Genomic DNA, 16,723 nt, shown 5'->3' on the forward strand with positions numbered 1-16,723 from the left:
GGATCGGACCGCCTCGAGGTTCACCCGCACGCCCGCCTATGTACTCGGTGGGTACGAAGCAGGGCTGGCTGTCGTCGGCTCACTCGGCCGAGCGGGTGTCCCCGTCGTCTCGGCCGTCACCACGCCCCGGGAGACGACGCGGCACTCCCGGCGGATCGCCGCCTGCGTGACCGTGCCCGACCCCGCCGACCGCACCCTCGAGTACGTCGAGGCGCTGCTGCGCCTCGCCGACGAGTACGGGCCGGGCCTGATCGTGCCCACCACCGACGAGAGCCTCGAGGCGGTCGCCGCCCACCACGAGGCGCTCTCCGCGCGGCACACGGTCGCCTGCGCCACCGACGGCGTCGCCCAGGGCTTCCTCGACAAGCGCATCACCTCGGAGATCGCCGACCGCGCCGGCGTCGAGGCGCCGCGCACCGCGTCCCCGACCTCGCACGACGAGCTCGAGGCGCTGCTCGGCCGGTTGCGCTTCCCGTGCCTGGTCAAGCCCGCCGAGAGCTACCGCTACAACCGCGCCTTCGGCGTGAAGATGAAGCGGGTGCACACCCCCGACGAGCTGCGCACCGCCTGGGGCGAGGCGCACGCGCTCGCCATCGGCACGATGGTCCAGGAGCTCATCCCGGGCCCGGAGACCGGCGGGGTCAACTACAACGTCTACGTCGTCGACGGCGAGCCGCGCGTCGAGATGACGTCGCGCAAGCTGCGCCTCTCGCCGTCCGACTTCGGCTACCCCAGCGCCGTCGTCAGCGGCCGCGTGCCCGAGGTGGTCGAGCCGGGCCGCGCGATCGTCGCCGCGATGGGCATCGAGGGCTTCGCGAACGTCGAGTTCAAGCAGGACGAGCGCAACGGTCGCTACTACCTCATGGAGGTCAACGGCCGCCCGAACATGTCGGGCCGCCTGGCCGTCCGTGCGGGTGTCGACTTCCCGCTGGTGACCTACCGCCACCTCGTCGAGGGCGTGCTGCCGACGCAGACCCCGTGGCGCGAGGGCGTGCACTGGGTCAACGAGTTCAAGGACCCCCGCGTCCTCACCTCCCGCTGGCGCGACGGCCGGCTCGCCCCGCTCGGCGGCCTGCGGCCCTATGTGTCCTCGCGGGTGCTCGCCACGTTCGACGCGTCCGACCCCCGACCGTTCCTGGCCCGCCTGGGCTCCGGGATCACGCCGGACAAGACGCCCGCCGCGCCGCACCGCGCCGCCCACTAGACCCCGCCGGGAAGGGGAGAACGCCCGCCCTTCCGGGTATCCGCACGGCCATGTCGAGCCGAGACACGGCCCCGGAGGGGCCCCACACCGTGGACGGCGTCACCGTGACGCCCCCGAGCCTCGTCCGGCGGGCCGTCACGGCCTCAGGGATCGGCAACGTCACCGAGTGGTACGACTTCGGTGTCTACGCCTATCTGGAGACGACGATCCAGGTGGTGTTCCTGCCGCCGGGCACCACGGGCGGTCCGGTCATCACCGCGGCCCTGTTCGCGGCGTCGTTCCTCGCCCGGCCGTTCGGCGGGCTGTTCTTCGGGCCGCTGGCGGACCGCATCGGCCGGACGAAGACGCTGGCCACGACCATGCTGCTCATGGCGGCCGCGACCTTCGGGATCGGCGTCCTGCCCACCTACGCCTCCATCGGGCTCGCGGCGCCGCTCCTGCTGCTGCTGTGCCGGCTGCTGCAGGGCTTCTCCACCGGCGGGGAGTACGCGGGGGCGATGACGTTCGTCGCCGAGTACGCGCCCGACCGGCGCCGGGGCTTCCTGGCGAGCTTCCTGGAGTTCGGCACGATCACCGGCTACCTGCTCGGTGCCGCCGTCGTCACCGTGCTCCAGGCCGTCCTCGGCGAGGACTCCCCCGAGCTGCTCAGCTGGGGCTGGCGCATCCCGTTCCTCCTCGCCCTGCCGATGGGCATGATCGGGCTCTACCTGCGCTACCGCCTCGAGGAGACCCCGGCGTTCTCCCAGCTCTCGGAGTCCGGGGAGCAGGGCCAGCAGTCGTTCCGCGAGTTCTTCCGCGCCGCGGCGCGCCACGGGTGGAAGCCGGTCCTCGTGTGCGCCGGCCTCGTGATCGTCTTCAACGTCACCAACTACACGCTCACCACGGTCGTGCCCACCTACCTCACCGAGACCCTCGGCGAGTACGGGGCGCCGACGCTCACGACGACGACGTCGCACGTCCTGCAGATCATCCTGTTCCTCGTGCTCCTGGCGATCGTGCCCGTGCTCGGCAAGCTCGCCGACCGCGTCGGCCGCAAGCCGATCATCCTCACCGGCTGCATCATGCTCCTGGTGCTCGCCGTCCCGGCCTTCCTGCTGATGCGCACCGGGGCCGTCCCCGGCGTGCTCGCGGGCCTGCTCCTGCTCGGACTGACGATGGTGTGCTTCAACGCCACCATGCCCTCGACGCTGCCGTCCCTCTTCAGCACCGGCGTGCGCTACGGGTCGCTCGCGATCATCTTCAACATCGCGGTCTCGGCCTTCGGCGGCACGACGTCGGTCATCGTCGAGGGGCTCATCGCCCTCACCGGGGTGCTCGTGATGCCGGCGGTGTACCTGATGCTCGCGGCCGTCGTCGGCCTCGTCGCCGTGCGCTACCTGCGGGAACCGGGGAGTGCGCCGCTGCCGGGCTCGAACCCGGCGGCCGCCTCGGACGAGGAGGCCCGCGAGCTCGCCGGCGTGTCCGGGTGAGCGTCGAGCGGGGGCAGGACGTCGGTCGGGCGCTCGCGGGGGTCGAACGCGCGTGGGTCCGGGCCGGGGTCGGTGACGACGTCCGCCCAGGCGTCGACGGCCAGGGCCACCACCAGCACGACGGCGACGGCCACGCCGAGCGCGCCGAGCGTGTCGGTCGGGTAGTGGTAGCCGCGCCCGACGAGTGAGGCGACGACCGTCCCGACGAGCACCGCGAGCCCGCCGACCGTCAGCAGGCGCAGGGCCCGCGGCAGCGTGGGCAGCCCCAGCACCAGGACCGCGCCGGCCACCGCCAGCGAGCCCACCGAGGTGGCGTGCCCGCTGGGGAAGGCCAGCTCGTCGCCGCGCGTGCGCTCGACCAGCGGCTTGAGCACGAGCGACGTCGTCACCATCGCCGTGGGCGGGCCGGCGAGGACGAGGGCGAGCCCGCGCCCGCCGCGCAGCCACCAGGCGAGCGGCGCCAGCACGAGCAGGGCCACGACCACGGGCGCGGGGCCGCCGAGCGTCGCGAACCCCTGCCCGACCGCACGGGCCGTCCCCTGCCGCATCTCGAGCAGCCCCGAGAGCTGCCGGTCGGTGCGCCCGCCGTCCGAGTCGCCCGCGTAACGCCAGGCCAGGGCGGCGACGGCCGTCGCCGCGACGGCCGCGAGCACGGCCGCACGGCCGCGTAGGTGATCACGGATCAGGGGTGCGGCGCGGTCGGCGAGCGACCACGCGGACCCCGGGGACGAGCGCGCCATGGTGATCGAGGATGCCTCATCACCGGGGTGGGTACAGGCGCCTCCCCGGCACGTAGGAGAGTGACCCCCGACGATCGGCGCTGCGTCCACCTCTCGGCGCCGCCCTTCGCCCGATCGTCCGAATCAGGACTCCCGACGGGGGTCCCGGGACGCCGGAGGTGGCGATGCTCCCGGGAAGCACGACCAGCGCACCGGCGCGCCCGCCTGCCCGCGTGCCCGCGCGGGCCGAGCTCGTCGGCCGCGCCAGCGCCGCCACCCTGACGGCCACGCGTGTCCCGTGCCCCGACCCGCAGGGCAGCCTGGCCACGCTCGAGGCCGTCCTGCGCGCGACGGCCGCCGGCCCGTGCGACCCGGGTCTGCGGGCGCTCCTGCTGCGCCAGACCCTGGTCGCGCGCGTCGTCCTCGCCGCCGACCCCGGCCACGTCGCCTCCGGCCCCGCGCTCGACGAGCTGGTCGACGAGCTGCTCGCGCTGGTGACCGAGCACGGGCTGACGCTCTTCGCCGCCGACGCCCACATGCTGCTGGCGCGCCGCGCCATGCTCGACGCCGACGACGACCGGGCCCTGTCGGCGGTGTCGACGGCGCTGTCGCACCTCGAGGAGCCCGTCCTCGTCGACCACGCCCCCACCGTCGCGGAGCACCGGGAGAACGTGCAGGGCTCCCGTCGCCTCGCGGCCGGCACGCTGGTGTCCCTGGGCATGCACGACCTGGCGGAGACGCTGCTCGACCAGGCCCACGCGCTCTCCGACGACCACGCGGGCCCCGCGTACGAGCACGTCCGCGTCGGCCTGTCGTGGGGTCTGCGCCTGGAGCGCGGCGGGCGCCAGGGCGCCGAGCGGCTGCGCGCGGCCGCCGACGCCGCCGAGGGGCTGCGGCGCGGCGCGAGCGCCGTCGAGCGGCCCCTGCTGCGCGCCGCCGGCGTCCTGGGCCGCCACGCGCCGGGTCCGGCGGCGACGACCGTCGAGCGCCACCTCGCCCGCCACGACGCGCTGGCCCTCGCCCGCGTGCCGTACCTCCTCCCAGCACGACCGCCTGCTCGTCCACATCGCCCGGGCCCGCGCCCTCGAGCGGGCCGGCGACGCGGACGCCGCGGCGACCCTGCTCGCGGGGTGCGCGCCCGTCCCCCGCGCGGCGAGCAGAGCCTGATGCTCTCGGTCACCCGGGAGCTCGCCCGGCTCCGGGCGCTGCTCGCGCTGTCGTGCGACGCGCCGAACCGCGCGGCGAAGGCCGCACTCGGCGACTACACCGCGGACCTCGAGGCCGAGCTGTGGGCCCTGCAGCAGGCGCGCGTGCTGTCGCTGCAGACCCGGCTCGCGCACGACCGGCTCAGCCGCGAGCACGGCCAGGTCGCGGCGCTCGCGCTGGCCGACCCGCTCACCGGCCTGCCCAACCGCCGCGCCCTCGACGGCTTCCTCGACGAGGCCCTCGCCGCCGCGGCCCTCCGCGGGGCGGGCCCCGGGCCGGCGGTCGTGATGATCGACGTGGACCGCTTCAAGCAGATCAACGACGCGATCTCCCACGCCCGCGGCGACGAGGTGCTGCGCGGCGTGGCGGCGGCGCTGCGGTCCTCGCTGCGGGCGCCGGACCTGGTCGCGCGCTACGGCGGCGACGAGTTCGTCGTCGTCCTCCCCGACACCGCGGCCGCGGACGCCGGGGCGGCGATGGCGCGGGCGCGGGCGGCGGTGGCGGCGCTGCCGACCGGGGGCGAGGCCGGCGGGACCTCGACCCACCGGCGCCGCTGCGACGTCGTGACCCTCTCCGTCGGTGTCGTCGCGGCCCGTCCCGGCGAGGACGCCACCGAGGTCCTCGCCCGGGCCGACGCGGCGATGTACGCGGTCAAACGGGCCGGCGGGGACGCGGTCCGGGTGCACGAGGCGACCCCGTCCGGCACCCGGCCCTGAGGCGCCCCGAGGGCCCCGGGGAGCACGCCCCCATCCCCGCGCGAGGAGACGGTCGTAGGATCGGCCGCGACGAGCCCCGGACCCGGGGCCGGCCCGCGCACGAGTGGGAGCCAGTAGAGCCGATGCCGCCGAGCCCGACCGCCGTCGTCGTCCTCGCCGCCGGTGAGGGCACCCGGATGCACTCGGCCACCCCCAAGGTGCTGCACCCGGTCGGTGGCCGCAGCCTCCTCGGGCACGCCGTGCACGCCGCCGCGGGCACCACCCCCGAGCACCTCGTGGTGGTCGTGGGGCACGAGCGCGAGCAGGTCGGCACCCACACGATCGGGCTGGCCGCGGAGCTCGACCGCGAGGTCGTCACCGCCGTGCAGGACCGCCGCCGCGGCACCGGGCACGCGGTCGCCTGCGGCATCGCCCGGCTGCCCGACGACCTCGAGGGCACCGTCGTCGTCTCCTACGGCGACGTGCCCCTGCTCGACGCCGCCACCATGCGCGCCCTGCTCGCCGAGCACGTCGACGGCGGGTATGCGGTGACGCTGCTGACCGCCGAGCTCGACGACCCGCGCGGCTACGGGCGGGTCGTCCGGGACGACGCCAACCAGGTCACCGCGATCGTCGAGCACCGCGACGCCACGCTCGAGCAGCTCGCGATCAACGAGGTGAACTCGGGCGTCTACGCCTTCGACCTCGCCTTCCTGCGCGAGGCGCTCGGGCACCTCACCACCCACAACTCCCAGGGCGAGCTCTACCTCACCGACGTGGTCGCGATCGCCGCCGACTCCGGGCGCGGGGCGGGCGCGGTGGAGACCGCCGACCCGTGGCTCGTCGCCGGCGTCAACGACCGGGTGCAGATGGCCTCGCTCGGCGCCGAGCTCAACCGCCGGCTGCTCGAGCGCTGGATGCGCGCAGGCGTCACGGTGGTCGATCCGACGAGCACCTGGATCGACGTCGGCGTCCGCCTCGAGCGCGACGTCACCCTGCACCCGGGGACGCAGCTGCACGGGCGCACCACCGTCGCCGAGGGCGCCACGGTCGGCCCCGACACCACGCTCACCGACGTCGTCGTCGGTGCGCGCGCCGCCGTGGTGCGCACGCACGGCTCGTCGTCACGCATCGGGCCCGAGACCTCGGTGGGGCCCTTCGCCTACCTGCGCCCGGGCGTCGAGCTCGACGCCCGCGGGAAGATCGGCACGTTCGTCGAGGTCAAGAACGCCCACATCGGCGAGGGCAGCAAGGTGCCCCACCTCACCTACGTCGGCGACGCCACCATCGGCGAGAGCAGCAACATCGGGGCGTCCTCGGTGTTCGTCAACTACGACGGCGTCACCAAGCACCGCACGACCGTCGGCTCCCACGTGCGCACGGGCTCCGACAACACCTTCGTCGCCCCCGTGACCATCGGCGACGGGGCGTACACCGGTGCCGGCACCGTCGTCCGCGAGGACGTGCCCCCGGGCGCGCTCGCGGTGTCCTCGGGGCCGCAGCGCAACGTCGAGGGCTGGGTCGGGCGCAAGCGCCCGGGCACCGCAGCGGCGCAGGCCGCCGAGCAGGCCGGCAAGGCCGCCACCCGGGCCGCCGGCTCGGACGACCACGAGCAGGAGGACCCGTGACCGTGAGCATGTCGTCGATCCCGAAGAAGAGCCTGATGCTCTTCTCCGGGCGGGCACACCCGGAGCTCGCGGAGGAGATCGCCAAGGAGCTGGACGTCACCATCACGCCCCAGCAGGCGTACGACTTCGCCAACGGCGAGATCTTCGTCCGCTTCGAGGAGTCGGTGCGCGGCTCCGACGCGTTCGTGATCCAGAGCCACACCGATCCCATCAATCAGTGGATCATGGAGCAGCTCATCATGATCGACGCCCTGAAGCGGGCGTCGGCCAAGCGGATCACCGCCGTGGTGCCGTTCTACGGCTACGCCCGCCAGGACAAGAAGCACCGCGGCCGCGAGCCCATCTCGGCCCGCCTCGTCGCGGACATGCTCAAGACCGCGGGCGCGGACCGGATCATGACGATCGACCTGCACACCGACCAGATCCAGGGCTTCTTCGACGGTCCCGTCGACCACCTGCTGGCCAACAAGGTCCTCGCCGAGCACCTGCGCGACACCTACGCCGACCACGAGCTCGCCGTCGTCGCCCCCGACTCCGGTCGCGTGCGCGTCGCCGAGAAGTGGGCCGACATGCTGGGCGGCGTCCCGCTGGCCTTCATCCACAAGAGCCGCGACAAGACCAAGCCCAACGAGGTCGTCGCGAACCGCGTGGTCGGCGAGGTCAGCGGCCGTACCTGCATCCTCGTCGACGACATGATCGACACCGGCGGCACGATCGCGAAGGCCACCGAGGCGCTGCTCGCGGACGGGGCGACGGACGTCGTCATCGCCGCCACCCACGGCGTGCTCTCCGGGCCGGCCGTCGAGCGCCTCTCCACCTGCGGGGCGCGCGAGGTCATCGTCACGAACACCCTGCCGATCCCGGACTCCAAGCGCTTCCCGTCGCTGACCGTCCTGTCGATCGCGCCGATCATCGCCCGCGCGGTGAAGGAGGTCTTCGAGGACGGTTCGGTGACGAACCTCTTCGACGGCAACGCCTAGCCTGGTGCCATGGGCCTGTGGAGCGAGCACGTCGTCCCACGGGTCACCGACCTCGCGCTCGGCACCGCCGACGTGCGTGCCGTGCGCGCCCGGGCCGTCGAGCGGGCGCGCGGTGAGGTCGTCGAGCTCGGCTTCGGCAGCGGGCCGACGCTCCCCCTGTACCCGGCGGCGGTGACCTCGGTGCGGGCCGTCGAGCCCTCGGCGGTGGCCCGGCGTCTCGGGGCCCGCCGGATGGCGGCAACGACGATCCCGGTGCAGCACGTGGGCCTCGACGGCGCGGACCTCGACCTGCCCGACGCCACCGCCGACACCGTCGTCAGCACCTTCACCCTCTGCACGATCCCGGACGTCGAGCGCGCGCTGCGAGAGGTGCGTCGCGTCCTGCGCCCCGGCGGGGTGTTCCTGTTCCTCGAGCACGGCCTGTCGCCCGAGCCCGCGACCGCCCGCTGGCAGCACCGCCTCGACGGCCTCCAGCAGCGCCTGTTCGCCGGCTGCCACCTGACCCGGCCGATCGACGTCCTCGTCCGCGATGCCGGCCTCACCGTCACCGACCTCGAGCACGAGAGCCTGCGCGGCCCGGGGCCGATGTCGTACCTCTACCGGGGCGTCGCGACGCCCTGAGCCCGCCGGCGGGCGATGACGGCGCCCTGGGGAGTCCTCGACGCGGCGCTGCCCGGCTCCGGCGCGCGCACCACGCGGGCGACGACGTCGAAGCCCGCGCCCTCGAGGAGCGCCACGACGTCGTCGGGCCGCAGACGGCGGAAGTCGAGCGAGACCCGGTGCCCGAACGCCTCGTCGTGGTGCGACACGTCGTCCCCGATCTGGAAGCCCAGCAGGAGGTGGCCGCCGGGGCGCAGGACCCGGTGGAACCCGCGGACCACGGCCGGCAGCTCGGGCGGAGGGATGTGGATGATCGAGTACCAGGCCACGACCCCGCCCAGCGCGCCGTCGGCGACGTCGAGGGCGGCCAGGTCGCCCACCGCGAACGGGATCCCGGGGTGGGTCCGCCGGGCGAGCGCCACCATGGCGGGCGAGAGGTCGATCCCGCGGACCCGCGGGCCGAGCCGGTGCAGGTGGGCGGCCACCTCGCCCGGCCCGCAGCCCGCGTCGAGGACGTCGGCGTCCCCCACCATCTCGGCGAACGCCCCGACGACGGCGCGGTCCATCACCGAGCGGGCGAGCTCGGCGCCGAACAGCTCGGCGTAGGGCTCGGCGATGGCGTCGTATCCGGCACGCGTCGCGGCGCGATCCGCGGGTTCGTCCACGGCCACGCACCCTAGGAGCGGGGTCCGACGGGCCCACCGGTATCGTGGACCACGCACTTCGGCGAGGGTCGCTCTCGAGAGCCGACCGTCATCGACGCGGTGCGGCCGTCCCCGGCGTCCGGGTGGGCCGCGCGCGGCGCGCCGACCCAGGACGAACCGCAGGAGACGCACCATGGCCGACACCCGCATCGCAGCGGAGCCCCGCACCGAGTTCGGCAAGGGTGCCGCGCGCCGTACGCGTCGCGCCGGCAAGGTCCCCGCCGTCCTCTACGGACACGGCACCGACCCCGTGCACCTGTCCTTCGACACCGTCGAGTTCGCCGCGGTGCTGCGCGAGAACGGGCGCAACGCCCTGCTCACCATCACGGGCCTCGAGGGTCAGCCGCCGATGGCGCTGGCCAAGAGCATCGTCCGCGACCCCATCAAGGGCTTCTTCGAGCACGTCGACCTCGTGCTCGTCCGGCGCGGCGAGAAGGTCCAGGTCGACGTCCGTCTCGTCCTCATGGGCGACGCCGCCTCGGGCACCCTCGTGTTCCAGAACGAGGACACGCTGACCATCGAGGCCGACGCGACCGACATCCCCGAGGAGATCCCGGTCGTCATCGAGGACGCCGAGATCGGTACCCAGATCAACGCCGGGGACATCCGCCTGCCCGACGGCGCCGTGCTCGTGACCGACACCGACATCCTCGTCGTCAACGTCACCGAGGCGCCGACCGAGGAGGCCATGGAGGAGGAGATCGACACCGAGGGTGCGGGTGTCGAGGAGGACGCGTCCGAGGACGAGGCCGCCGAGACCGGCGAGTCCTCCGAGGCCGCCTCCGGCGACGGCTCCGGCGAGGGCGCCGAGGCCTCGTCCTCCGACGCCGACGAGAGCTGACCTGCCCGCGTGAGCTCTCCCGCTGCCCGGCCCGACGGCCCCCTGCTGGTCGTCGGGCTGGGCAACCCCGGCCCGGAGTACGACGGCACCCGGCACAACGTCGGGTTCGTCGTCGTCGACACCCTGGCCGGGCGGATGGGCAGCCGGTTCTCGGCCCACAAGCGCTCCGGCGCCGACGTGGCCGAGGGCCGGCTGGCCGGCCGGCGCGCCGTGCTGGCGAAGCCACGCGGCTACATGAACCTCTCGGGCGGCCCGGTCGCCGGCGCCGCCCGCTTCTTCTCGGTGCCGCCCACCGAGGTGATCGTCGTGCACGACGACCTCGACCTCGAGTTCGGCGTCGTGCGCCTCAAGCGCGGAGGCGGCGAGGGCGGCCACAACGGGCTGCGGTCGATCTCCAAGTCGCTCGCCACGAAGGACTACCTGCGCGTGCGCTTCGGGATCGGTCGGCCGCCGGGACGTCAGGACCCCGCCGACTACGTGCTCAAGCGCTGGTCGGCGGCCGAGCGCAAGGAGCTCGACGTCTCCGTCGAGCTGGCCGCCGACGCCATCGAGGCGCTGGCCGTCGAGGGCCTGGAGCCGGCGCAGAACCGGTTCCACTGAGCCCTCCGGCTCAGGAGCGCAGGTACGCCAGCACCGCGAGCACCCGCCGGTTGTCGTCCGGCGCCGCGTGCAGCCCGAGCTTGGTGAACGCCGAGCGCGCGTAGGCCTCCACCGTCTTCTCGGACAGGTGCAGCCGGTCGCCGATGCCCGCGTTCGAGCGCCCCTCGGCCATCACCGCCAGCACGTCGCGCTCCCGCTCGGACAGCGTGTCGAGCGGGTTCCGCACCCGGCGGCGTCCCACGAGCTGCGCCACCACCGACGGGTCGACGACCACGCCGCCCGCGGCCACGCGCCGCAGGGCGTCGGTGAGCTCCTCGACGTCGGCGACGCGCTCCTTGAGCAGGTAGCCCGCACCGCCCGCGTCGGACTCGACCAGCGCCACGGCGTAGTGCGACTCCACGTGCGCCGAGAGCACGAGGACCCCGACGGCGGGGTGCTCGGCCGCGAGGGTGCGCGCGGCGTCGAGGCCCTCGGTGGTGTGGGTCGGCGGCATCCTGATGTCGACGATCACCGCGTCCGGCGGGTCGGCTCGCACGGCCGCGAGCAGCGCCTCCGCGTCGCCCACCTCGGCCGTCACCTCGATCCCGCGGTCGGCGAGCAGGCGCGCGAGACCGCCCCGGAACAGCGCCGCGTCGTCCGCGACGATCACCCGCACGGCAGCGTCGCCGTCACGCGGGTCCCGCCGCGGGCGGGGCTCGACACCGCGAACCGCCCGCCCACCGCCGCGACGCGGTCGGCGAGACCCCGCAGCCCGGAGCCGTCGGCGTCCGCGCCGCCGCCACCGTCGTCGACGACGTCCACCCGCAGGTCGGTCCCGTCGGCGACCACGTCGACCGCCACCCGCGACGCCGACGCGTGCTTCGCGGCGTTCGTCAGCGCCTCGGAGACCACGAAGTAGCAGGCCTGCTCCACGGCCTCCGGGGGCCGCTGCCCCGGGATCGCGCCGAGGACCACCGGCAGCGGCGCCCGTTCCGCGAGCGAGGCCAGCGCCGGCCCGAGGCCCTCGTCGGTGAGCAGCGGCGGGTAGATGCCGCGGGCGAGCTCCCGCAGCTCCGCGAGCGCGCCGGCGAGCTCGTCGCCGGCCTCGGCGAGCAGGGCGTCGAGCTCGTCCGTCGTCCCGGCCCCGAGGCGGGCGCGGGCCAGGCGCAGCGCCAGCCCGACGGCCACCAGGCGCTGCTGCGCGCCGTCGTGCAGGTCCCGCTCGACCGCCCGGCGCGCGCCGTCCGCGGCCTCCACCAGCCGGGCCCGCGACGCGCGCACCTCGCGCAGCTGGTGGCGGACCTCGGCGTGCAGGCGCTCGTTCTCCACCGCGAGCCCCGCCCCGGCGGCCACGGCCTCGACGAGGTCCGGCTCGCCGGTGAGCACGGGGTCGTGCAGCAGCACCGCGATCGGGCGGCCGTCGCGGACGAGGTGGGCGACGGCGCGGTCGGCGCGCGGGCCGACGTCGACCGGGTCGCCCGCGGCGTCGACGTAGTCGTCGGTGCCGGGCAGCCGATAGGCCACCTCCGCCGACGGGTCGTGCAGCGTCCGCGCGACGACGCTGCGCAGGCGCCCGGGCTCCGCAGGCCCGTCCCCGAGGTCGACGACGAGCCGGCCGACGCCGGAGCGGTCGAGCCGGCTGCGCAGCAGGCCCAGCAGCAGCGCGACCGGCCACACCACCAGGACGACCTGCGCGGACCACGCGAGCACGACCCCTGCCGACGGGGGCAGGACCAGCAGGATCGCGGTGCGCTCGACGAGCAGGGTGGCGACGACGACGGTGCCGCCGACCAGGCCCGGGGTCAGCGCCCGGCGCTCGGCGACCCCGGCCGCGTGCCACCGCGACCACACCGAGACCAGGAGCGCCACCAGCAGCACGACCACGACCGCCTGCACGACGAGGTCGACGAGCTCGGGCGTGAACCCGCCGTTCGACGGGGCGATCACCAGCCCGTTGGGCGGCGGCCCCTCGCCCCGCCCCCGCTGCGCGCCGAGGGCGAGGAAGACCGCGTCCAACGGGGCCGAGAGCAGGTAGCCGACGACGACGAGGACGCGCTGGGCGAGGCTGGTGGTCCGGCCCGTCGGGAACGTGACGAGCAGGTGCACGAACAGGCTCAGCGACACCGAGCTCAGCAGCACGCCCGCGACGAACGCCGGCGTCGTGTCCACCGCGAGCAGGAAGCGGGCGAGCCACGCGAACCCGAGCAGCACCATGAGCAGGCCGGTCCGGCTCGCCGGCCTGCGCCGCCGGGCGACCAGGCCGACCCCGACAAACGACCAGCCGACCGCGAGGTTGAGCACCAGCGTCGGCGCGACCAGCTCGAGCGGGACCTCGTAGCCACCACGCACGAGCGCCGCCGCGGCCCCGACGCCGGCCAGGACCGCCGCGGACACGACGAACCACTCCGCCCGGCGCCTCACGGCGACCCGCAGTGTCCACGGGTCGAGCTCCGCTGCGCTCCGTCTCCCAGCACATCCCGCAGCGCGTCCCCGGTCAGCTCGTGCTTCGCGATGAACCCCCGCGCGGGGCTCGCGTCCACGCGCGGTCCGTAGTCGCCGCGTGACCGGCTGGACACGAGCACGACGGCGGGCGCGTCCTCGTCCCCGGCGAGCACCTCGGCCACACCGAAACCGTCGAGGTCCGGGAGCCGGATGTCCAGCAGCACGACGTCGGGCGCGAGCGAACGGACCGCGACGAAGGCGTCCGCCGCGTCCCCCGCCTCCCCCACGACGTCGAAGCCCTCGGCCACCAGCAGACGCCGCGCGAGCGAGCGGAAGCTCGCGTGGTCATCGACGATCAGCACCCGGGCGGTCACGCTCCGGACGCTGGCACCGTCGCGGGTGCGCCGGCTACGGGGCCACCCCTGGCGATCCGCGAGGGTCAGCCTGCTGGTCGGTCTCCCGGCGCGCGCGGACCCTTCTCGCCATGACGACGTCGACGCCCGAGGGCCGCATCGCCGGCCTGTTCGGTCTCCGGGGGGAGCAGTGGATGCGCCACGCCAACCCGTGGAGCGTCTGGGTCCGCTTCGCCGTGCTGCCGCTGCTCGCCCTCGCGGCGTGGAGCCGGGTGTGGATCGGCTGGTGGGCGGTGCTCGCCGGCGCCGTCGCGCTCGTGTTCATGGTCGTCGAGCCGCTGCTGTTCCCCCCGCCCCGCTCCACCCGGAACTGGGCGTCGAAGGGGGTGTTCGGCGAGCGCATCCTGGCCGAGGGAACGAGACGGGACCTCCCCGCGCAGTTCCGGACCTCACGGGTCCCCGTGATCACGACCGTCTGGCAGACGATCGGGCTCGCCGGCCTCGTCGTCGGCCTCGTCCGCCTGGACCTCCTGCTCACCCTCGCCGGGCTGTGCCTCTGCGTGTGCGCGAAGGCCTGGTACATCGACCGCGCCGTGCTGCTGTTCGAGGACGTGAAGACCCGGGACCCGGAGTGCGCCGCGTGGGAGTACCCGACCCCCGACCCGAGGAGCTCCTCGTGACCGCCGTCCGGAACCACCCCCTCGTCACGTTCTTCGTCCTGTCCTTCGTCATCGCCTGGGGCTTCGTGCCCTTCGGCTCGTTCGGGGCGTTCGCCCCGTTGATCGCCGCGCTGATCGTGGCGCCGATCAGCCGGGGACGCGCCGGCCTGGTCGAGCTCGGGCGACGTCTCGTGCGGTGGCGCGTCCGGTGGTACTGGTATGCGCTCGCGATCGGGGTGCCGGTCGCCGTGCACCTGCTCGCGTTCGCGCTGGACGGCACCACCGCCACCGTCTCGGCCGGCACCGTCGTGCTGATGTTCCTGCTCCGCGTGGTGAACCCGACCGACGGGGCCCTCGGCGAGGAGCCGGGGTGGCGGGGATTCGCCCTGCCCGGGATGCAGACCCGGCTCTCCCCGCTCGCCACCACCGCGATCCTCGCCGTGGTGATCACCGTGTGGCACCTGCCCCTGGCGTTCCTCGCCGAGGGTGACCTGCGCTCGAACGTGGCGATCATCGTCGTGGGCACCGTCGCGGTGACGTTCTGGTACACGTGGCTGTTCGACCACACCGGTGGCAGCGTCCTGCTCGTGGTGATCGCCCACGCCGCCGAGGGCGCCGTCCAGCACGAGGGCCTGCTCTACATGGTCGTGTGGCTCGCGGTGGCCGTCGTCCTCGTCGTGGTGGACCTCAGGTTCTGGCTCCGGCCCGCGCCCGTGGACGCGACGTGGGCCCCGGACGTGCCGACGACGACCGCACGGGCGCGCTGACGGCACTCTCGAGAGATCGTTCTGGAGAGTCCCCGCGTCAGTCGACCGCGTTCTCCAGCCACGCCTCCTCCAGCTGCTCCCGCTCGCTGACCAGGGCCCGGAGCTCGGCGTCGAGCTCCTGGAGCCGGCCCGGCTCGGTGGCCGCCGCCGCGAGCTTCTCGTGCAGCTTCTTCTCCTGGCTGTCGATCTTCTCCAGGCGCCGCTCGATCCGCGTCGCCTCCTTGCGGGCGGCGCGGCGCTCCGCCTCGCCGCGGGGCGCCCCGCTCCCCGGCGCCGACGACGCGGAGATCGACGGCGCCGCGGGCTGGCCCGCCCGGCGGCGCAGGTACTCGTCGATGCCGCCCGGGAGGTCGGTGATCTTCCCGTCGCCGAAGAGGGCGACGGCGCGGTCGCAGACCCGCTCGGTGAGGTAGCGGTCGTGGCTGACGACGACGAGCGTGCCGGGCCAGCCGTCGAGGAGGTCCTCGAGCTGCTGGAGGGTGTCGACGTCGAGGTCGTTGGTGGGCTCGTCGAGCAGCAGGACGTTGGGCTCGGTCATGAGCAGCCGCACGAGCTGCAGGCGCCGGCGCTCGCCGCCGGAGAGGTCGGCGACGGGCGTCCACTGGCGGTTCGCGGGGAAGCCGAAGCGCTCGGCGAGCTGGGAGGCGGTCTGCTCGTAGCGCCCGATCGTCACCCGCTCGGCGATGTCCTCGACGGCCTGCAGGACGCGCCGGTGCATCGGCAGGTCGGCGAGGTCCTGCGAGAGATGGGCGAGGCGCACGGTCGTGCCCTGGATGCGCTGCCCGCCGTCGAGGGCGCGCTCGCCGCCGACGGCCCGCAGCAGCGTCGTCTTGCCCGAGCCGTTGATCCCGACGATGCCGATGCGGTCGCCGGGACCGATGCGCCAGGTCTGGCGGTCGACGAGCTTCCGGTCGCCCACGGTCAGCGTGGCGTCCTCCAGCTCGACGACCGTGCGGCCGAGGCGGTGCTTGGCCATCGTCACGAGCTCGACGGTGTCGCGCGGGGCGGGCACGTCGGCGATGAGCGCCTCGGCCGCCTCGACGCGGTACTTCGGCTTCGACGTGCGCGCCTGCGGCCCGCGCCGCAGCCACGCGAGCTCCTTGCGCGCGAGGTTCTGCCGGCGCTGCTCGGCGGCGTCCGAGAGCCGGGCGCGCGCGGCGCGCGCGAAGATCCAGTCGCCGTAGCCGCCCTCGTACTGCTCGACGTGCCCGTCGACGACCTCCCAGGTGCGCGAGGCGACGGTGTCGAGGAACCAGCGGTCGTGGGTGACGACGACGAGCGCGGTGCGGCGGGCGAGCAGGTGCTCGGCGAGCCAGCCGATGCCCTCGACGTCGAGGTGGTTGGTGGGCTCGTCGAGCACCAGGAGGTCGAGATCCTGCACGAGCGCCGCGCACAGGGCGATCCGCTGGCGCTCGCCGCCCGACAGCCCGTCGACCGACGCGTCGAGGCCCCGGTCGCCGCCGGGGCGCAGGCCCTCGACGACCGCGCGGCTGCGGGCGTCCGCGGCCCACTCGTGGTCGGGGACCGGCCCGCCGAGCACGGCGTCGCGGACCGTCGCCCCGGACAGCTGCGTCTGCTGGCTGACGAGCGCCATCTGCAGCCCGCCGACGGGGCTGCGGCGGCCGCCGTCGGGGGTCAGCGTCCCGGCCAGGACCTTCACCAGCGTCGACTTCCCGCCGCCGTTGCGGCCGACGACGCCGATGCGGTCGCCGGTGTCGACGCCGAGGGACACGCCGTCGAGGACGGGCTTCGGACCCCCGAAGCCGATCGACACCGACTCGAGGTTGACGAGGTTGGGCACGGTTTCCAGTCTCCAGGGGCGCGAACGGGGAGTTCGTGCGCGTAGAAGCAGCGAACAGCGCGTTCGCTGCGAAGAG

At 74.8% G+C, this 16,723-nt stretch carries 16 protein-coding genes; 10 read left to right on the plus strand and 6 right to left on the minus strand.

The features are described from left to right. Nucleotides 1-166: 166 nt before the first annotated feature. The gene (locus ACQPYN_RS27630) at nucleotides 167-1,204 is read left to right on the plus strand and encodes a hypothetical protein (RefSeq protein WP_433029869.1); all 1,038 of its coding nucleotides are present in this window, start codon (nucleotides 167-169) and stop codon (nucleotides 1,202-1,204) included. A 50-nt stretch (nucleotides 1,205-1,254) separates the two neighbouring features. Beyond that, nucleotides 1,255-2,673: an MFS transporter gene (locus tag ACQPYN_RS27635; protein ID WP_433029871.1), complete on the plus strand. Its 1,419-nt coding sequence runs from the start codon at nucleotides 1,255-1,257 to the stop codon at nucleotides 2,671-2,673. Here ACQPYN_RS27635 and ACQPYN_RS27640 read toward each other — a convergent pair. Further along, nucleotides 2,577-3,413, minus strand: a complete 837-nt coding sequence (locus ACQPYN_RS27640) for a phosphatase PAP2 family protein (protein WP_433029873.1) — start codon at nucleotides 3,411-3,413, stop codon at nucleotides 2,577-2,579. The two genes, ACQPYN_RS27635 and ACQPYN_RS27640, sit on opposite strands and share 97 nt — an antisense overlap. A 164-nt stretch (nucleotides 3,414-3,577) precedes the next feature. Between ACQPYN_RS27640 and ACQPYN_RS27645 the strand changes: the two genes are divergently transcribed. The 4 genes from ACQPYN_RS27645 (at nucleotide 3,578) to ACQPYN_RS27660 (ending at nucleotide 8,522) form a co-directional block, all read left to right on the plus strand. Next, nucleotides 3,578-5,314: a diguanylate cyclase gene (locus ACQPYN_RS27645; protein ID WP_433029875.1), complete on the plus strand. Its 1,737-nt coding sequence runs from the start codon at nucleotides 3,578-3,580 to the stop codon at nucleotides 5,312-5,314. A gap of 122 nt (nucleotides 5,315-5,436) precedes the next feature. Continuing rightward, nucleotides 5,437-6,921, plus strand: a complete 1,485-nt coding sequence (gene glmU, locus ACQPYN_RS27650; RefSeq protein ID WP_433029877.1) for a bifunctional UDP-N-acetylglucosamine diphosphorylase/glucosamine-1-phosphate N-acetyltransferase GlmU — start codon at nucleotides 5,437-5,439, stop codon at nucleotides 6,919-6,921. 8 nt (nucleotides 6,922-6,929) lie between these two features. Then, entirely contained in the window at nucleotides 6,930-7,901 is a 972-nt protein-coding gene (locus ACQPYN_RS27655) for a ribose-phosphate diphosphokinase (RefSeq protein ID WP_433039074.1), read from the plus strand. A 9-nt stretch (nucleotides 7,902-7,910) separates the two neighbouring features. Next, on the plus strand, nucleotides 7,911-8,522 hold the full coding sequence (locus ACQPYN_RS27660; protein WP_433029879.1) for a class I SAM-dependent methyltransferase: 612 nt from the start codon (nucleotides 7,911-7,913) through the stop codon (nucleotides 8,520-8,522). Here the strand turns inward: ACQPYN_RS27660 and ACQPYN_RS27665 are convergent. After that, a complete protein-coding gene (locus ACQPYN_RS27665; protein ID WP_433029881.1) occupies nucleotides 8,498-9,166 on the minus strand; it encodes a class I SAM-dependent DNA methyltransferase in 669 nt (222 codons plus the stop codon). The two genes, ACQPYN_RS27660 and ACQPYN_RS27665, sit on opposite strands and share 25 nt — an antisense overlap. 172 nt (nucleotides 9,167-9,338) lie before the next feature. On the opposite strand from ACQPYN_RS27665, the gene ACQPYN_RS27670 reads away from it, so the two are divergent. After that, nucleotides 9,339-10,046 (plus strand): 50S ribosomal protein L25/general stress protein Ctc, encoded by a 708-nt coding sequence (locus ACQPYN_RS27670; protein ID WP_433029883.1) that lies wholly within the window; start codon nucleotides 9,339-9,341, stop codon nucleotides 10,044-10,046. Nucleotides 10,047-10,055: 9 nt separating this feature from the next. Next, the gene (gene pth, locus ACQPYN_RS27675) at nucleotides 10,056-10,646 is read left to right on the plus strand and encodes an aminoacyl-tRNA hydrolase (RefSeq protein ID WP_433029885.1); all 591 of its coding nucleotides are present in this window, start codon (nucleotides 10,056-10,058) and stop codon (nucleotides 10,644-10,646) included. A 10-nt stretch (nucleotides 10,647-10,656) separates the two neighbouring features. Here the strand turns inward: pth and ACQPYN_RS27680 are convergent, their stop codons facing one another. Genes ACQPYN_RS27680 through ACQPYN_RS27690 form a run of 3 tightly spaced genes read right to left on the minus strand, consistent with a single transcriptional unit; the run spans nucleotide 10,657 to nucleotide 13,441 of the window. Then, nucleotides 10,657-11,301: a response regulator transcription factor gene (locus tag ACQPYN_RS27680; RefSeq protein ID WP_433029887.1), complete on the minus strand. Its 645-nt coding sequence runs from the start codon at nucleotides 11,299-11,301 to the stop codon at nucleotides 10,657-10,659. Continuing rightward, nucleotides 11,292-13,046 carry a sensor histidine kinase gene (locus tag ACQPYN_RS27685; protein WP_433029889.1) on the minus strand — a complete coding sequence of 585 codons (1,755 nt, stop codon included), beginning with the start codon at nucleotides 13,044-13,046 and terminating at the stop codon, nucleotides 11,292-11,294. The genes ACQPYN_RS27680 and ACQPYN_RS27685 overlap by 10 nt, the downstream gene beginning before the upstream one ends. After that, nucleotides 13,043-13,441, minus strand: coding sequence for a LytR/AlgR family response regulator transcription factor (locus tag ACQPYN_RS27690; RefSeq protein ID WP_433029892.1), 399 nt, complete (start codon nucleotides 13,439-13,441; stop codon nucleotides 13,043-13,045). The genes ACQPYN_RS27685 and ACQPYN_RS27690 overlap by 4 nt, the downstream gene beginning before the upstream one ends. A gap of 110 nt (nucleotides 13,442-13,551) precedes the next feature. On the opposite strand from ACQPYN_RS27690, the gene ACQPYN_RS27695 reads away from it, so the two are divergent. Both ACQPYN_RS27695 and ACQPYN_RS27700 read left to right on the plus strand, forming a co-directional pair. After that, entirely contained in the window at nucleotides 13,552-14,100 is a 549-nt protein-coding gene (locus tag ACQPYN_RS27695; protein WP_433029894.1) for a DUF6653 family protein, read from the plus strand. Further along, entirely contained in the window at nucleotides 14,097-14,846 is a 750-nt protein-coding gene (locus ACQPYN_RS27700; protein ID WP_433029896.1) for a CPBP family intramembrane glutamic endopeptidase, read from the plus strand. Before ACQPYN_RS27695 ends, ACQPYN_RS27700 begins: the two co-directional genes overlap by 4 nt. Before the next feature lie 37 nt (nucleotides 14,847-14,883). Here the strand turns inward: ACQPYN_RS27700 and ACQPYN_RS27705 are convergent, their stop codons facing one another. Continuing rightward, entirely contained in the window at nucleotides 14,884-16,647 is a 1,764-nt protein-coding gene (locus ACQPYN_RS27705) for an ABC-F family ATP-binding cassette domain-containing protein (RefSeq protein ID WP_433029898.1), read from the minus strand. Nucleotides 16,648-16,723: the final 76 nt, after the last annotated feature.

Source organism: Actinomycetospora sp. CA-053990, from assembly GCF_050948445.1.
Classification (GTDB): domain Bacteria; phylum Actinomycetota; class Actinomycetes; order Mycobacteriales; family Pseudonocardiaceae; genus Actinomycetospora; species Actinomycetospora callitridis.

What these genes read in the sequence shown, in the direction of transcription:
- ACQPYN_RS27655 (WP_433039074.1), top strand. Translation starts at nt 6,930, where the DNA reads ATGTCGTCGATCCCGAAGAAGAGCCTGATGCTCTTCTCCGGGCGGGCA.
- ACQPYN_RS27640 (WP_433029873.1), bottom strand. Translation starts at nt 3,413, where the DNA reads ATGGCGCGCTCGTCCCCGGGGTCCGCGTGGTCGCTCGCCGACCGCGCC.
- glmU (WP_433029877.1), top strand. Translation starts at nt 5,437, where the DNA reads ATGCCGCCGAGCCCGACCGCCGTCGTCGTCCTCGCCGCCGGTGAGGGC.
- ACQPYN_RS27660 (WP_433029879.1), top strand. Translation starts at nt 7,911, where the DNA reads ATGGGCCTGTGGAGCGAGCACGTCGTCCCACGGGTCACCGACCTCGCG.
- ACQPYN_RS27695 (WP_433029894.1), top strand. Translation starts at nt 13,552, where the DNA reads ATGACGACGTCGACGCCCGAGGGCCGCATCGCCGGCCTGTTCGGTCTC.
- ACQPYN_RS27645 (WP_433029875.1), top strand. Translation starts at nt 3,578, where the DNA reads ATGCTCCCGGGAAGCACGACCAGCGCACCGGCGCGCCCGCCTGCCCGC.
- ACQPYN_RS27670 (WP_433029883.1), top strand. Translation starts at nt 9,339, where the DNA reads ATGGCCGACACCCGCATCGCAGCGGAGCCCCGCACCGAGTTCGGCAAG.
- ACQPYN_RS27635 (WP_433029871.1), top strand. Translation starts at nt 1,255, where the DNA reads ATGTCGAGCCGAGACACGGCCCCGGAGGGGCCCCACACCGTGGACGGC.